Below are 16,131 nucleotides of genomic sequence, written 5' to 3' on the forward strand. Positions count from 1 at the left end.
GCTTCTGTCCCCGGCTCTGCATTCCCGCTCATACTTTGATATCCACTCCCCGATAGCGCTCCTGCCCGAATTCCGGCTTGGCCGCTGCGGCTCCCGAGTCTGCTCCCCCGCCCTCGGACGACGGACGGCTATCCGCCGCCCGCAGCCCGAGCAGCCGGTAGCCCGCTTGACGAACCTGGTCGGCCAGGCTTTGACGTCCCGCTTCCAGCAGCGCCGGCACGGCGGGATGATCGGCGAATACCGTCAACGAGACGACCTTGTCGACAATCGCCGCGTCAATGAGCGTCGTGCCGAGCTTGTCGAGCTCGAGGTCGAACAACAGGCGGCAGTTCGACGCGTCCACTTCGCCCCGCGCTCCGCGACGCGTCTGCACATGGACGGAGGCGGTCGTCGTGCCGTCCGGCGTGCGCACCGGCAGCTGCAGCGTCAGCTGGGAAAAGAACGCGCCGCTGCGCTCCGGCGTCAGCAGCAGCTGCTGGCCGGTGATCTGCTGCAGCAGCTGGGTCGCCGCGTCGCGCGCGCTCGGCGGCACGTCCGTCGCCGCAAGCAGCTGCAGCAGCGCCGGCTTGAGCGCCGCCGCATCCGCCTGATCCGGCGCCGCGAACGCCGGCAGCGGCAAGCCGGACCGTATCGTCGCGGACGCAGGCGCCTCCGGTCGGAGGCCGCGCGAGGCGGCGCCATCCATTTCCTCCGAGCGAGGCGGCGCCGCCTGGGCCGCCGCTGCCGCTTCCGGACCGCTCCGAGCGGCAGCGGCAGGCGCGTTCATGGCCGCCGAGGCGTCGCCGCGTCCAGCCGCAGCGGTTCGCCCCGCTTCCCCCGATCCCGCCGCCGCTCCCGGCTCGGCCGACGACATGCCGCCTGGGCGAGCGCCTCCGGCCGCCGCATCATGGGGGCCGGCCTCCTGCTGCGGCGCTGCGACGACGGCTGCGGAAGGAACCGTGGAGGCGGCACGGGCCAATTGATGCTCGTGGCCGGCTCCCAGCCATTGCAGCCATGCTTTGACCGCCCCTTGCGGCGGCAGCTTCGCTCCCTCGCCCTCCGCTCCGGCCGCGGAGGCGGCCGCTGCGGCTTCTGCCGCTGCTCGCGCGGCCGGAGGCTCGCCCCCCTGCGGCGCAGGCACGGCCGCGGCCGCAGCTTGCGCCGCAGCGGCGCTGAGCGCCGCGCCGCCCTTCGCTGCGCCGGCTGCATGCCTGCCGTCGGCGCCGGCCAGGACGCCTTTGCCGGAGGCGCCGCCGCCATCCGCCGGAACGCCGCGCCCCGGCAGCGATTCCGCCGCCGCGTCCGCTGCCGGCTCCAGCCATGGCCCGCCCTGCAGCAGCGAAAGCAGCCTCGCCGCAGCATCGGCCGCCTTCAGCGGCGCAGGACCGGCCTTCGCCGCCTCTGCCGCCCCGTCCAGCGGAGCCGCTTCGCCGGCCCCCGCTCCGAGCGAGGCGGTCGGCCCAGCCGGCCGCTGCTTCGCGTCTTGTCCGACCGCCGCGGCCGGAGCGGCCGGAGCCGCCGCTTCGCCGACCCCCGCAGCCCGCTTCGCCAAAGAGCCGTCTCCTTCGGCGGCATCGCTGGGCCGAGCCGAGCCCATCGCCGCCAGCTCCTGCTCGAGCCGCGCCAGCAGCTCATGCACCGGCGGACCGGACAGCGCTTGCCGCAGCCCGAGCAGCGTCTCGCTCGTCAGCGGCATGCCTCGCTGCATGGCGCTCGCCGCCGCTCGCAGCCACTCCCCGGCATCGACGCCGGCCGGCTTCAGCGCCGCAGCCGTCCGCAATCCCTCTGCCGTCTCTGCGGAGAGCGGCAGGCCGGCCGCGCGGATCGCCTTGACGAGCTCGGCCGCGCCTTTGTCGCCTGCGCCGAATCCGAGCTGGCCCGCGAGCTCCTTCCATTTTGGCGCTTCCGCCTCCGCCGCCGGCTTCGCCCCTCTCGCCGCCAGCTGCAGCACGATCACGCCCTCGTCCGTCTCGCCCTTCACTTGAAGCACGGCCGTCTGTCCCGTCTCGAGCGGCGTCTCCAGCTTGGCGAGCAGCTGGCTGTCGCCGATCTGCAGCAGCGCTCCGTCCTTCCCATGCGCTTCCAGCACCGTCGCCCGCACGGTCTGTCCCGGCCGCAGCTCCAGCGCCCGGCTTGCGGCAGGCTGGAGGTCGCCGATCGCTTTCAGAAACGATCCGATATTCATCCGCTGCCTCCTCGCTGCTCTAAGCTTCACTGCCGCCTCGTCCGCTTGCCTGCGCCGATGAGGCGGCTAACTCTATCCCGTTATATCGACCGCGCCGCTCCCGTTTGTGAGCCGCTGCCCTTTTGCCGTCCAAAAAAAGTCCCGCCTGCATGGGATGCGGGCGGGACTTCGAAGCTTTTTTTAGAAAAGCTGCAGCTGCTCTTCCGGCAATATCTTGCCGAGAAAGGAGCGGCGATGCAGCGTTGTCGGTCCGTAACGCGCCAGCGCTTCGCGATGGCGGGCTGTGGCGTAGCCTTTATGTACCGCGATGCCGTACTCGGGGTAGTGCAGGTCCCAGATCTCCTTGCAAAGCCGGTCCCGCGTCACCTTGGCCATGATCGAGGCGGCCCCGATCGACTGGCTGAGCGCATCGCCGTGGATGATCCGCGTCTGCGGCAGATCGATCTCAACCGTCTCCGCATCGACGAGCAGATGGTCCGGCGTGACTCCCAGCGCTTCGACCGCTTTTTTCATCGCGAGGCGCGAGGCCTGGCGAATGTTGATCCGGTCGATCTCCGCCGCGTCGATGCGGGCGACCGCCCAGGCGACGGCCGACTCCGCGATGACGTCGTACAGCTGCTCGCGCTTTTTCTCGCTCAGCTTTTTGGAGTCGTGGACGCCGTCCAGCACAAGGCCGGCCGGCAGCACGACTGCAGCGGCGACCACATCGCCGAACAAGCAGCCGCGGCCGACCTCATCGACGCCGCAGACGAGTCCGGCCCCTTGCCCCCATAGCGCCTTTTCAAAAGCGAGCCGATCGTCCGCCTCCGCGAGCTGCTGCTGCGGCAGCCGATCCGCTTGCCCGTCGAGAACGGCCTCCGGCCTGGCATTCGCCATCGGCTCAAACGGCAGCTGCGCTTCTCGCGCCTCTCCGCCGCGAGGCTTGCGGCGGCTCATGCGCGGCCGGCCGGCGGAGCCGCCTCCAGCGTGAGCCGGCCGAGCTTGCCGGCGCGCAGCTCGCGCAGGATGATGCCCGACGCCTTTTCGAGATCGACGCGCCCGCCGCTGACGAGACAGCCGCGGCTGCGTCCGATCTGCTCCATGACCGCCACGATCTGCATGTTGTCGTCGAGATCGGTCGGCGGCTCATCGAGGCCGAACCGCTCGCGCATCTCCGGCCAATAGCGTTCCGCGAGCACCCGAACGGCGAAGTAAGCGACATCCTCGATGTTGAGCACCTGCTCCTTGATCGCTCCGGTCATCGCCAGCTTGTAGCCGACGAGCTGATCCTCGAACTTGGGCCAAAGGATGCCCGGCGTATCGAGCAACTCCATCTCGCTGCCGACCTTGATCCATTGCTGGCCCTTGGTCACGCCCGGACGGTCGCCCGTCGCGGCGATGTACCGCCCGGCGAGCCGGTTCGTCAGCGTCGACTTGCCGACGTTCGGGATGCCGACGATGAGCGCCCTCATGGCGCGCGGATTCATGCCGCGGTCAAGCATGCGCTGGATCTTTTCGTGCAGGATCTCCCTCACCCGATGAGGGATCTCGTTCACCCTCGAGCCCGTGGACGAATCGACGGCGATGCTGGCAAAACCGCGCGAGGCGAAGTAGGCCATCCAGCGCTCGGTCTCCTTCGGATCCGCCAGATCCGCCTTGTTCAGCAGGATGAGCCGCGGCTTTCCTTTCAGGATGTCGTCGACCATCGGGTTGCGGCTGGACATCGGCACGCGCGCGTCCAGCAGCTCGATCGCGATGTCGATCAGCTTGAGCTTGTCCTCGATCTGCCTGCGCGCTCTTGTCATATGTCCCGGGAACCACTGAATCGTCATACAGACACCTCTTTATAAAATAATGTAGGGCAGGCTTTCGCCTACCCATGCTTGATGATCTGGATATCGGTCAGCGGCCAGAAAATGACGTCGGCCCGTCCGATCAGCTGATCGTACGGAATGTAGCCGATCCGGCGGCTGTCCTCGCTATTGCTGCGGTTGTCGCCCATCGCCAGGAACGAGTCGGCCGGCACCGTGCCTTCCGTGACGAGCTCGTTCGGGAAGTTCGGTCCGGTCTGGTTCCATAGCTCGCCTCTAGCTTGCGCCTCGGCGATCGCTTGCTTCAGATAGGGCTCGTCCTGCTTCTCGTCATTGACGTACACCTCGTCGCCTTCGACCCTGACCGTGTCGCCCGGCAGCGCGATGACACGCTTGATGAAGTCGCGATTCTCCTGCGGGACGTGGAACACGACCACCTCGCCGCGCTTCGGCTCGCGAATTTCGTACAGGATCTTGTTGACGATAAGCCTTTCTCCCGTGTGGAAGTTCGGCTGCATGGACGGACCGTCCACCGCGAACGGCGCGAACAGGAACCAGCGGATGATCCACACGAGCAGGGCCGCGATCGCAAGCGCCTTGACCCACTCAAATATCTCTTTCCGAGCTTTGTTGCCGCCGGATTCCGGCTGCTGCTCCTGGAGCTGCTCGTCCACCATCTGTGCTCCGCCTTCTTTCTCGGACCCGCGAGGGGTGCGTTCTCTATCTGCGCTCTCGGCTCCCGCCGCAAGCAGAGCGGGCTTCATCTGTACACGAAAAGGGGCTTGTTTGCGGCAAGCCCCTCTTTGCATTTCATCATGTGGCGGACTAGCGGCGGATCTCTTTGATCCGTGCTGCCTTGCCGCGCAGTTCACGCAGGTAGTACAGTTTCGCGCGGCGCACTTTACCGCGGCGGGTAACCTCGATGCGATCGATCTTCGGCGAGTTGATCGGGAACGTACGCTCCACGCCAACACCGTAAGAAATCTTGCGGACGGTGAACGTCTCGCTGATTCCGCCGCCGCGACGTTTGATGACAACGCCTTCGAACAGCTGAACCCGCTCGCGGGATCCCTCGATAACCTTTACGTACACTTTAAGCGTGTCGCCTGGACGGAAGCTCGGGATGTCCTTGCGCAGCTGCTCTTGCGTAATCGCTTGTACAATGTTCATGAGTAGTGCCTCCTTCCACCATAGACGTTCATATAAGCTACCCGGGCTCGCCTTATGAGCCGGATCGTCGCCGATAGAGGACCGTCCGAGTCTGCAAACAACATTTCAAATCGTACCATACTCTAGGCCGATTGACAAGCGCCTCGGCGCAGATCGGCTATTTTTTTCCGGCATCCTCGGCGCTTGCCTGCTCCTCAAGCCGCCGCTGCTCCAGCCAGCGGCGCTCCTTGTCGCTCAGCGGCGCCTCCTCCAGCAGATCCGGACGCCGCTGCAGCGTGCGCAGCATCGACTGCTCGCGGCGCCACTGCTCGATCCGGCTGTGATGGCCGGACAGCAGCACCTCCGGCACTTCCCAGCCCCGGAAGCTGGCCGGACGCGTGTAGTGCGGATGCTCCAGCAGCCCGGTGCTGTAGGAGTCCGTCACCGCCGACGACTCGTTGCCGAGCACGCCCGGCAGCAGGCGGACGATGCTGTCGATCATGACCATCGCAGGCAGCTCTCCGCCGGTCAGGACATAATCGCCGATCGACAGCTCGTCCGTGACGAGATGCTCGCGGATGCGCTCGTCATAGCCTTCGTAATGGCCGCAGATGAAGACGAGGCGCTTTTCCTGCGACAGCTCCTCCGCCTTGGCCTGGGTGAAGGGCTGTCCCTGCGGGCACATCAGGATGACGCGGGGGGAACCGGCTTCCTCGCCGCTCCCAAGCAGGTCCTCGACCGCCGCGAACACCGGCTCGGCCTTGAGCACCATGCCGCCCCCGCCGCCGTACGGATAGTCGTCCACCGTATTATGCTTGTTGCCCGAGTAGGCCCGGAAGTTCACCGCCTGCAGCGAGACGATGCCCTTGTCCCTCGCCTTGCCGAGGATGCTCGCGCCGAAGACGCCGTCGAACATCTCGGGAAACAGCGTCAGCACGTCGATCCGCATGGCGCTACAACAACCCTTCCAGCAGCCGTACCGTAATCTGCTTGGCGCGGACGTTCACCTTGCGCACGACATCGTCGATATACGGCAGCAGCAGCTCCTTGCCGCTCTCGAGCTCGACGACCCAGACGTCGTTCGCTCCGGGACGCAAAATCTCGGTCACGACGCCGAGCCGCTCGCCGTCCTCGGTGACGACCTCGCTGCCGATGATGTCCGAGTAGTAGAACTCGCCCTCGTCCAGCGCGTCGCGCTGCTCCGCCGAGATCTTGAGCAGGCTGCCCTTGAACTTCTCGACGTCATTGATGTTCTCGTAGCCCTTCAGCTTGACGATATACACGTTTTTATGGGATCGCGCATTCTGCACCTCGACCAGCACGGCGCCTTGCTGCCCGTCCTTTTGGATCGAGAGCTTGCTGCCGGGAGCGAACCGGCGCTCCGCGAAGTCCGTATGCGGCACGATCTTCAGCTCGCCGCGAATGCCGTGCGTGTTGGCGATCTCGCCGACCGTGAACCATTGATCCGCCATCCATCTCACCTCGCCTTGGATGCAAAAGGGGCTAGGATATCATCCTAACCCTTTTGCGATGCTTATATTCGGGTCGTCCCGAACGGGAGAACCTTACTTCTGGTGCTTTTGCTCGTGGAACTTCGTGAGCACGCCTGCTTTGGAAAGCAGGTTGCGGACGGTGTCGGAAGCTTGCGCTCCCGTTTGCAGCCACTTGAGGGCTTTTTCTTCGTCGATATTCACTTGAGCCGGTTGAGCAACCGGGTTATAAGTACCGATTTCTTCGATGAAACGGCCATCGCGCGGGGAACGGGAATCCGATACTACGACGCGGTAGAACGGAGCCTTGTGCGCACCGATGCGTTTCAGACGGATACGTACTGCCATTATACTTCACCTCCTTGAAAGAATCAGGGCCGTGCCCGCGGCGCTCAGCCGAACGGGAACTTGCCTTTCTTGCCGCCGCCTCCGCCGAACATGCCCTTCAGGCTGTTCATGTTGAGGCCGCCCTTGGGCATCTTCGGCCCTTTGCCGCCGGGACCGCCCATCATCGAGCTGAACTGCTTCATCATCTTGCGCATGTCGTCGAACTGCTTGACCAGACGGTTGACCTCTGCGACCGACGTGCCGCTGCCGGCCGCGATGCGCCTCCGGCGGCTGTGGTTGAGCAGCTCCGGCTTGCGCTTCTCCTCGGTCGTCATCGACTTCACGATCGCCTCGATCCGGCCGACCTGCTTGTCGTCGACCTTCATGTCCTTCAAGCCCTTCATCTTGTTCATGCCGGGCATCATCTCCAGGATCTGATCGAGCGGCCCCATGTTCCGGACCTGCTCCATCTGCTCCAGGAAATCCTCGAACGTGAACTCAGCGTTGCGCATCTTGCGCTCCATCTCGGCCGCTTTGTCGGCGTCGATGCCGGCCTGCGCCTTTTCGATGAGCGACAGCATGTCGCCCATGCCGAGAATCCGCGATGCCATCCGCTCCGGATGGAACGGCTCGAGCGGCTCGATCTTCTCGCCGGTCGCGGCGAACTTGATCGGACAGCCGGTGACCGCCTTGACGGACAGCGCCGCGCCGCCGCGCGTATCGCCGTCGAGCTTGGTGAGCACGACGCCGGTCAGCGCCAGCTGGTCGTGGAAGCTCTGGGCGACGTTGACCGCTTCCTGGCCGGTCATCGCATCGACGACGAGCAGCACCTCGTCCGGCCGCGTCACTTCATGGATCTGCTTGAGCTCCTCCATGAGCGCCTCGTCGATATGCAGCCGTCCGGCCGTATCGATGATGACGTAGTCGAGGCCGTTGTCCTTGGCATGCTGCACGCCTTGGCGGGCGATCTCGACCGGCGACGTCTGGTCGCCCAGCGTGAATACCGGCACGTCGATGCCGCTGCCGACGACCTGCAGCTGCTTGATCGCGGCAGGACGATAGATGTCGCCCGCGACGAGCAGCGGCTTGTGGCTCGACTTCTTGAGCATGAGGGCGAGCTTGCCCGACGTCGTCGTCTTGCCCGCGCCTTGCAGGCCGGCCATCATGATGACGGTCGGAGGCTTGCCGGCCTTGGCCAGCTTGCTCTGCGTCCCGCCCATCAGCTCCGTCAGCTCTTTGTTGACGATGTCGATGATGACCATGCCCGGCGTGAAGCTCTTCTGCAGCTCCTGGCCGAGCGCCTTTTCCTTGACCTTGGCGATGAACTCCTTGACGACCTTGAAGTTGACGTCCGCTTCGAGCAGGGCCAGCCTGACCTCGCGCATGGCGTCGTTCAGATCGTCCTCGGTCACCTTGCCTTTGCCGCGCAGCTTGCCGAACACGTTCTGCAGCCGGCTCGACAATCCTTCAAATGCCATATGCCGCCACCTCCCGTCCTCATGTCTATCGCTTGTCTATGTCCAGCAGCGTCTCCCGCAGCTCCCGCCCCAGAGAGCGGATGCGCTCCCCGGGTCCGGACGGATCGTCCAGGCCGGACGCTGCGGCGTCCAGCTCATCCAGAAGGCGTCCCGCGGACGCCAGCCGGGCGAGCAGGCCGAGCTTGCTCTCGTAATCCTCCAGCAGCAGGCCGCCGCGCTTCACATGCTCGTACACGGCCTGCCGGCTGACGCCGAGCTCCGCCGCGATCTCTCCGAGCGAAAAGTCCTCCCGAAAGTAAAACGTCAGGATCTCGACCTGCTTGTCCGTGAGCAGCGCTCCGTACAGGTCGAACAGCAGGTTGATCCGCGTCGTCTTCTCCAGCGCGTCGCGGCTTTCCGTCGCCATCCGAGCAGCTCCTTCATCCGAGGCTTTTCTTCGCGAGACCTATCATAACCCAGGGGCGCGGCAGGTGTCAAGGGATGAACCTTGTCACCTGGACGAATCGGATCCGTCCTGCGCATCCTGATCGCGGATCAAGCCGGCGAACAGAGCATGCACGAACTGCTCGCTGTCGAACTGCTGCAGATCTTCCATCTTCTCGCCGAGGCCGACGAACTTGACCGGCAGGCTCAGCTCGTGGCGGATCGCGATGACGATGCCGCCCTTGGCCGTGCTGTCGAGCTTCGTCAGCACGAGCCCGGTCACGCCGCTCTTCTCGCCGAACAGCTTCGCCTGGCTGAGCGCGTTCTGGCCGGTATTGGCGTCGAGCACGAGCAGCACCTCATGCGGCGCGCCCGGAATCTCCCGCTGGATGACGCGGAAGATCTTGTTCAGCTCCTCCATCAGATTGTTCTTGTTCTGCAGCCGGCCCGCCGTATCGCACAGCAGCACGTCGACCTTGCGCTGCTTGGCCGCCTGCACCGCGTCGAACATGACGGCCGCCGGATCGGAGCCGGACTGCTGGCGGATGACGTCGACGCCGACGCGCTGCCCCCATACCTCGAGCTGCTCGATCGCGCCTGCGCGGAACGTATCCCCCGCCGCCATCAACACCGTCTTGCCCTCGCTCTTGAAGCGGTGGGCCAGCTTGCCGATCGTCGTCGTCTTGCCGACGCCGTTGACGCCGACGAACAGGATGACCGTGATGCCCTCCTCCGCCATGCGCAGTCCGTTGTCCTGATCGCCGCCGAGCAGCCCGACGAGCTTCTCCGACAGCACCGGCTGCAGCTGCCCTGCGTCCTCGATCTTCCGCTTCTTCACCTCGGCGCGCAGGTCGTCGATCAGGTCCATGACCGTATTGACGCCGACATCGGCGCTGATGAGGATCTCCTCGAGCTCCTCATAGAACTCCTCGTCGATCTTCTTGCGCCGCGTGATCAGCTCCTCGACGCGCTCGACGAGCGCGGTGCGCGTCTTGGCGAGTCCTTCCTTGAAGACGTTCGTCACCGATTCCGTCTTGCTCGCGATGCTTTCCTTCAGCTTTTTGAAAAAGCCCATGGCTATCCCTCCGAAGCTAGCTTATCCCTTCATTCCTCTATCAAGCCGACGCCGACTCGCCGCCGAACTCGTCCTCGAGGCGGACGGAGACGAGCTTGGACACGCCGCCTTCCTCCATCGTGACGCCGTACAGCACGTCGGCTTCTTCCATCGTTCCTTTGCGGTGAGTGACGACGATGAACTGCGTCAGCTCCGAAAACTCGCGCAAATACTGTGCGAAGCGGGAGACGTTGGCCTCGTCGAGCGCCGCCTCGACCTCGTCGAGCACGCAGAACGGCACCGGCTTGACCTGCAGGATCGCGAACAGCAGCGCGATCGCCGTCAGCGCCCGCTCGCCGCCCGAGAGCAGCTGCAGGTTCTGCAGCTTCTTGCCCGGCGGCTGGGCGAGGATGTCGATGCCCGTATCGAGGATCCGCTCGGGATCGGCCAGCGTCAGATCGGCGCGGCCGCCGCCGAACAGCTTGGCGAAGACGACGACAAAATGCCTGCGGATCTCCTCGAACGTCTGCCGGAAGCGCTTCGACATCTCGTCCTCCATCTCGCGGATGACCTCGTACAGCGTCGCCTTGGCCTCCATCAGATCCTGGCGCTGGCTGTCGAGGAACTCGAAGCGCTCGCGCACCCGCTGATACTCCTCGATCGCGCCGAGATTGACCTCGCCGAGGCCGGCGACGCGGCGCTTCAGCTCGCGCACCGCGCCTTGCGCCTCGGCGGGATCGCCTTCGAGCGCGTAGCGGGCTTTGGCCAGCTCGTAGCTGAGTCCGTATTCCTCGCTCAGCTTGCGCAGCAGGTTGTCGAGCTCGACGTCGAGCCGGTTTACGGCGATCTCCGTCTGCCGTAGCTGCTCCTCCACCCGCTTCAGGCCGCTGCGCTGCTCGCGCGTCTCGCTTTCCATCTGCTCGAGCTCGCGGCTCTTGTCCGCGCGCGCGGAGCGGGCGAGCTCGGTCTGCTCGGCCGTCTCCTGCTTGCGCAGGCGCAGCCGGTTGAGCTCCTCGATCTGCGCGACCGACGCCGCCTCCAGCTCCTCCTGCTCGGCGCTGCGCTGCCGCTGCTGCGCCTCCAGCGACGCCGCCTCGGTACGGGCGCGGGCGCTCTCCGAGCGGAGTCGCGACAGCGTATCCTGCAGCGCGAGCCGCTCCTGGTCCGCCTTGGCGACGTGGATCTTAAGGTCGGTGAGCTGCACCTGCAGCTCCTCCTTCTCCGACTCGCTCGCCTTGCGCCGCTCCTCGGCGATGCGGATCGCCTCCTGCAGCCCGGCCTCGCGGATGCCGAGCTCGTCCAGGCGCTCGGCCGCATCGGCGGCCGCCTGGACGAGCTGCCGCTCCTCCTCCTCGAAGCCCGAGCGGTCAGCGGAGAATACCGCTCCCTGCTCCTGCAGTCCGGCCAGCTCGCTCTCCGCATGCTGCAGCTCGGCCCGCTGCTGCTGCTCCTGCAGCTTCAGCCGCTCCGCCTGCTCGCGCAGCTCGTCGCGGTTCTGCGCGGCGATGGAGCCTTCCTTGCGCAGATCGTCCAGCTCCGCCCGCACGCGGGCGAGCTGCCGCTGCAGCTCGGCCGACTCCTCGTCGAGCTGCTCGATCTGCCGCTGGCGGCCGAGCAGGCTGGCGCCTTTTTTCTGCAGGCTGCCCCCGGTCATCGAGCCGCCGGCGTTGACGACATCGCCTTCCAGCGTCACGACGCGGAAGCGATAGCCGCAGCGGGCGGCGATCCGGTTGGCCGCCTCCAGGTTCTCGGCGAGCAGCACGTTGCCGAGCAGATTGCCGACGATCGCCTGGTAGCGCGGCTCGCTGGTCACGAGCTCCGCGGCGATGCCGACGTAGCCCTCCATCGCGGCGACCTGCCGCTTCTCCTGCTCCGGGACACTGCGGCTCTTGATAACGTCGAGCGGCAGGAACGTCGCCCGTCCGAGCTGCCGCTGCTTGAGGAAGGAGATCGCCGCGCGCGCGGAGCGCTCGTCCTCCATGACGACATGCTGCATCGCTCCGCCGAGCGCCGTCTCGACGGCGACCTCGATGCGCTGCGGCACCCGCACGAGCTCCGCGACCGCGCCGTGCACGCCGGACAAGCCGCCGGAGCTGCGGCGCGCCGCCTTGAGCACCTCGCGCACGCCGTGCATGAAGCCGTCCAGCGCGTCCTGCATCTCCTTCATCGTATCGCGCCGGGAGACGAGCGCCTCCTTGCGCTGCTCCCAAGTCCGCAGGGCGGCCGAAGCCTCCTCCTGCCGCTTCTGCAGCTGCTGCGTCCTTTGCGACTCTTCTATGTACTTGCTGCGGATCCGCTCCAGCTCCGCCGACGAGGCGGCGAGCGCCTCGATCAGCTCCGAGCGGCGAGTCTGCAGGCGGCCGGACTGCTCCTGCCACTTGCCCTCCTCGCCGCCGAGCCGCTCCTTGCGCCGCTGCAGCGCCTCGCGCTGCTGCTCCGCGTAGCGGATCTCGTTGCGCAGCTGCGCCATCGTGCCGAGCACCTCGAGCAGCTCGCCTTTGAGCGATTCGCCGGCCTCCAAGGACGTGCCGCCGGCGACGCCGCGCAGCCGGTTCTCCTCGCTGCCCATGCGGCTGCGCAGGTCGATCAGCTCCGCCTCGAGCGCGCCGGCCTTCGCCCGCGCCTGCTCCTCCTCCGCGGCGAGCTCCGCCTGGCGCGCGGCAGCCGTCTCCAGCGCCTGCGCCAGCTGCTCGCGGCTGTCCGCGAGGTAGCGGCGGCGCTCCTTGAGCACCTCGCCCTGGCCTTCGCATTTTTCGAACTCCTCGCTGTAGGCGAGCATCTGCCCGTGCAGCTCCTCGAGCCGCTCCTCAAGCCGGCGCAGCTGCAGCCGGTCCTGCTCGAGCGACGCGTCGTGGCGGCTGACGACCGCCGACAGCTCCAGCTCCTCCTTCTTCAGCCCTTCCATGCGCGCATTGTTCTCGTTCCAGCTTTTGTGCACGCCCTCGATCTGATGCACGTAGAGCGCGATCTCGCGGTGCTTGAGCTCCTCCTTGATCGACTTGTACAGCAAGGCGCGCTCGGACTGCTCGCGCAGCGGCTCGACCTGGTCCTCGAGCTCGGAGACGAGGTCATGGATGCGGAGCAGATTGCCCTCGGCGTCGTCGAGCTTGCGCTGCGCCTCGCGCTTGCGCGACTTGTACTTGACGATGCCGGACGCTTCCTCGAAAATGCCGCGGCGGTCCTCCGAGCGCGTGCTCAGAATCTCCTCGATCCGACCTTGGCCGATGATGGAGTACGCCTCCTTGCCGATGCCGGTATCCATGAACAGCTCGGTGATGTCCTTGAGCCGGCACGGCTGGCGGTTGATCATGTATTCGCTGTCGCCGCTGCGATGGACCCGCCGCGTCACCGTCACCTCGTGATGCTCGACGGACAGCGCGCCGTCGGAGTTGTCCAGCGTAAGCGAGACTTCCCCGAAGTTGACGGCCTTGCGCGCGTCGCTGCCGGCGAAGATGATGTCCTCCATCTTGCCGCCGCGCAGGCTTTTGGCGCTCTGCTCGCCGAGCACCCAGCGGATGCCGTCGGATATGTTGCTTTTGCCGCTGCCGTTCGGGCCGACGACGGCGGTGATGCCCCTTACGAACTCCATCTCGGTCTTGTCGGCGAACGACTTGAAGCCGGACAGCTCAATGCGTTTCAACAACATCGGTCGATGTCACCTCTTGCGGCTATTGTACCATACGGACAAAAGCCCCGGCACCTGAAGCGGTTCAGGCTGCCGGGGCTTTCGGCCATGCGGTCCGGGCGACAGGCGCCCGTCCTTCCTACACTTCCTCGCGCGTCTTTTCCCAAGCTTCCTCGGCGGCGCGCTGCTCGGCTTCTTTTTTGGTGCGGCCGGAGCCTACGCCGAGCACTTGCTCCCCGACGAGCACCTCCACGACGAACTCGCGGTCATGAGCCGGCCCGCGCTCTTCAGCGACGCGGTATTCCACCGTGCCGAGCGCCAGGTTCTGCGCCCGTTCCTGGAGCTTGGACTTGTAGTCCTTGCCGGACAAGCCCGGCGTGTCCTCCAGCTTGGGGAACATCTCCTGCCGCAGGAAGGCGCGGACCGAATCGACGCCCGCATCGAGATAAAGGGCTCCGATGAACGCCTCGAACAGATCGGCGAGCAACGCCGGGCGCTGGCGCCCGCCGAGCTGCTCCTCTCCTTTGCCCAAGCGGACGTAGGAGCCGAAGTCGAGCAGCTCCGCGAAGCGGGCGAGCGAGGGCTCGCAGACGATGGCGGCCCGCATGCGGGTCAGCTCGCCTTCCGGCCGATCGGGATGCGTGGCGAACAGATGCTCCGAGACGAGCAGCTGGAGCACCGCGTCGCCGAGGAATTCGAGCCGCTCGTTGTCCTCCGAGACGCTGCTGCGATGCTCGTTGACGTACGAGGTGTGCGTGAAGGCGAGCCTCAGCAGCTGCGGCTTGCGGAACGTGAGGCCAAGCTGCCGCTGAAGCTCCTGAATCCGATCACGCTTCATGCTTCTTCATGATGATTGTGGCGTTATGGCCGCCGAAGCCGAACGAGTTCGACAGCGCCACCCGCACGTCCGCCTTGCGGGGCTCGTTCGGCACGTAATCGAGATCCAGCTCCGGATCCTGGTTGTCGAGATTGATCGTCGGCGCGATGACGCCGTTTTCGAGCGTCATCGCCAGGATGACGGCTTCGACTCCGCCGGCCGCGCCGAGCAGATGGCCCGTCATCGACTTGGTCGAGCTGACGGCCAGCTTGTACGCATGGTCGCCGAACGTGTTCTTGATCGCCGTCGTCTCCGACTTGTCGCCGACCGGAGTCGACGTGCCGTGCGCGTTGATGTAGTCCACCGCCTCCGGCTCGATGCCGGCGTCGCGGATCGCCATGCGCATGCAGCGCGTCGCTCCGTCCGGGTCCGGCTCCGTCATGTGGTGGGCGTCGCCGCTCATGCCGTAGCCGATCACCTCGGCATAGATATGGGCGCCGCGCGCCTGCGCATGCTCGAGCGACTCGAGAATGAGCACGCCGGCTCCCTCGCCCATGACGAAGCCGTCGCGGTCGACGTCGAACGGACGGCTCGCCTTATGCGGCTCGTCGTTGCGCACGCTCATCGCGCGCATGCTGCAGAAGCCGGCCATCGCCATCGGGCGGATCGTCGACTCGGCGCCGCCGCAGATCATGACGTCGGCGTCGCCGCGCTGGATCATCTTGAACGAGTCGCCGATCGTATGCGTGCCGGTCGCGCAGGCCGTCACGACGGTCGTGTTCGGGCCTTTCGCGCCGGTCGCCATCGACACCTGGCCGGAGGCCATGTTGGCGATCATCATCGGGATGAAGAACGGGCTGACGCGCTTCGGCCCCTTTTCGAGCAGGACGCTGTGCTGGTCCTCCCAGGTGCCGAGGCCGCCGATGCCGGAGCCGACCATAACGCCGGTGCGCTCCGCGTCGGAGTTCTCGCCGATGCGCAGGCCCGCGTCCTCGACCGCCTTCAGGCTGGCGACGACGGCCAGCTGCACGAAGCGGTCCATGCGGCGGGCTTCCTTTTTGTCCAGGCCGTAGGCCTCGGGCTCGAAGCCCTTGATCTCGGCCGCGATGCGGGTCGTATACTCGCTCGCGTCGAACGACTCGATGGTCGAGACGCCCGATCTGCCCTCGAGCAGGCTGCCCCAGAACTGGTCCTTGCTGTCGCCCAGGCTTGTCAGCACGCCCAGGCCGGTTACTACGACTCTATTTGTCATTGGTAAAAGGTTCACCTCGGGAAACGGCAGGTTGGACGGCCGGATGCCGGACCGTCTTGAAGCGTCTTGTCATGCGGTGTATGGAATTCCCCGCCTGCTGGAGGCAGGAAAAGATCTTCGTGGTCAGTTCGATGCGCAGCGCGCATGCGGATGAAGCGGAATGAATCCGGCGGGATGGGACATGCGGAAAACCGCCTGGCGTAAGAGAGAAGTCCCGTCGTGAAACGGGACTCTGCTTGGACAATTACGTATGAGATTGTATGTAATTGACTACTTCTCCCACCGTTGTAATCTTCTCTGCATCTTCATCAGAGATCTCCAGGTCGAATTCATCCTCAAGCTCCATGACCAGCTCGACTACATCTAGCGAGTCAGCGCCGAGGTCATCCTTGAAGGAAGCTTCGAGGGTCACTTCCGCTTCGTCAACGCCAAGGCGATCGACTACGATGCGTTTGACGCGATCCACTACTTCGGACATCCGGTTCACCTCCTCCATCGTATTATACGAGAATCCTATTCAAAATGCCATACGCAAACGGTTCCTCGGAGACGGAACGAAAGC

General features: G+C 65.6%; 15 protein-coding genes. All 15 read right to left on the reverse strand.

The window, feature by feature from the left end; translation table 11 throughout:
• Nucleotides 1-28 precede the first annotated feature (28 nt).
• The 15 genes from NYE40_RS13620 to acpP all read right to left on the reverse strand — a co-directional run bounded on the left by NYE40_RS13620 (nucleotide 29) and on the right by acpP (nucleotide 16,047).
• Entirely contained in the window at nucleotides 29-2,164 is a 2,136-nt protein-coding gene (locus tag NYE40_RS13620; RefSeq protein ID WP_028597450.1) for a flagellar hook-length control protein FliK, read from the reverse strand.
• 180 nt (nucleotides 2,165-2,344) lie between these two features.
• Complete coding sequence (locus NYE40_RS13625; protein WP_240478922.1) at nucleotides 2,345-3,100, reverse strand: ribonuclease HII; 756 nt, start codon at nucleotides 3,098-3,100, stop codon at nucleotides 2,345-2,347.
• A complete protein-coding gene (ylqF, locus tag NYE40_RS13630; RefSeq protein WP_028597452.1) occupies nucleotides 3,097-3,975 on the reverse strand; it encodes a ribosome biogenesis GTPase YlqF in 879 nt (292 codons plus the stop codon). The genes NYE40_RS13625 and ylqF overlap by 4 nt, the downstream gene beginning before the upstream one ends.
• A 41-nt stretch (nucleotides 3,976-4,016) precedes the next feature.
• A complete protein-coding gene (gene lepB, locus NYE40_RS13635; RefSeq protein ID WP_043110854.1) occupies nucleotides 4,017-4,631 on the reverse strand; it encodes a signal peptidase I in 615 nt (204 codons plus the stop codon).
• 148 nt (nucleotides 4,632-4,779) lie between these two features.
• Nucleotides 4,780-5,124 (reverse strand): 50S ribosomal protein L19, encoded by a 345-nt coding sequence (rplS, locus tag NYE40_RS13640; protein ID WP_028597453.1) that lies wholly within the window; start codon nucleotides 5,122-5,124, stop codon nucleotides 4,780-4,782.
• Nucleotides 5,125-5,281: 157 nt separating this feature from the next.
• Entirely contained in the window at nucleotides 5,282-6,052 is a 771-nt protein-coding gene (gene trmD / locus NYE40_RS13645) for a tRNA (guanosine(37)-N1)-methyltransferase TrmD (protein WP_028597454.1), read from the reverse strand.
• Between the two features lie 4 nt (nucleotides 6,053-6,056).
• On the reverse strand, nucleotides 6,057-6,575 hold the full coding sequence (gene rimM / locus NYE40_RS13650; protein WP_028597455.1) for a ribosome maturation factor RimM: 519 nt from the start codon (nucleotides 6,573-6,575) through the stop codon (nucleotides 6,057-6,059).
• Between the two features lie 93 nt (nucleotides 6,576-6,668).
• Entirely contained in the window at nucleotides 6,669-6,941 is a 273-nt protein-coding gene (rpsP, locus tag NYE40_RS13655; protein WP_028597456.1) for a 30S ribosomal protein S16, read from the reverse strand.
• Nucleotides 6,942-6,985: 44 nt separating this feature from the next.
• A complete protein-coding gene (gene ffh, locus NYE40_RS13660) occupies nucleotides 6,986-8,398 on the reverse strand; it encodes a signal recognition particle protein (protein ID WP_028597457.1) in 1,413 nt (470 codons plus the stop codon).
• 25 nt (nucleotides 8,399-8,423) lie between these two features.
• Entirely contained in the window at nucleotides 8,424-8,804 is a 381-nt protein-coding gene (gene ylxM, locus NYE40_RS13665; RefSeq protein WP_028597458.1) for a YlxM family DNA-binding protein, read from the reverse strand.
• Between the two features lie 84 nt (nucleotides 8,805-8,888).
• Nucleotides 8,889-9,896 (reverse strand): signal recognition particle-docking protein FtsY, encoded by a 1,008-nt coding sequence (ftsY, locus tag NYE40_RS13670; protein WP_028597459.1) that lies wholly within the window; start codon nucleotides 9,894-9,896, stop codon nucleotides 8,889-8,891.
• A gap of 40 nt (nucleotides 9,897-9,936) precedes the next feature.
• The gene (gene smc / locus NYE40_RS13675; RefSeq protein WP_101809243.1) at nucleotides 9,937-13,521 is read right to left on the reverse strand and encodes a chromosome segregation protein SMC; all 3,585 of its coding nucleotides are present in this window, start codon (nucleotides 13,519-13,521) and stop codon (nucleotides 9,937-9,939) included.
• A gap of 118 nt (nucleotides 13,522-13,639) precedes the next feature.
• Complete coding sequence (rnc, locus tag NYE40_RS13680) at nucleotides 13,640-14,338, reverse strand: ribonuclease III (RefSeq protein ID WP_101809244.1); 699 nt, start codon at nucleotides 14,336-14,338, stop codon at nucleotides 13,640-13,642.
• On the reverse strand, nucleotides 14,328-15,569 hold the full coding sequence (fabF, locus tag NYE40_RS13685; RefSeq protein WP_028597462.1) for a beta-ketoacyl-ACP synthase II: 1,242 nt from the start codon (nucleotides 15,567-15,569) through the stop codon (nucleotides 14,328-14,330). The genes rnc and fabF overlap by 11 nt, the downstream gene beginning before the upstream one ends.
• Nucleotides 15,570-15,813: 244 nt before the next feature.
• Nucleotides 15,814-16,047, reverse strand: coding sequence for an acyl carrier protein (acpP, locus tag NYE40_RS13690; RefSeq protein ID WP_021880976.1), 234 nt, complete (start codon nucleotides 16,045-16,047; stop codon nucleotides 15,814-15,816).
• Nucleotides 16,048-16,131: the final 84 nt, after the last annotated feature.

The organism is Paenibacillus sp. FSL W8-1187 (assembly GCF_037965485.1).
Taxonomy (GTDB): domain Bacteria; phylum Bacillota; class Bacilli; order Paenibacillales; family Paenibacillaceae; genus Paenibacillus_O; species Paenibacillus_O pasadenensis.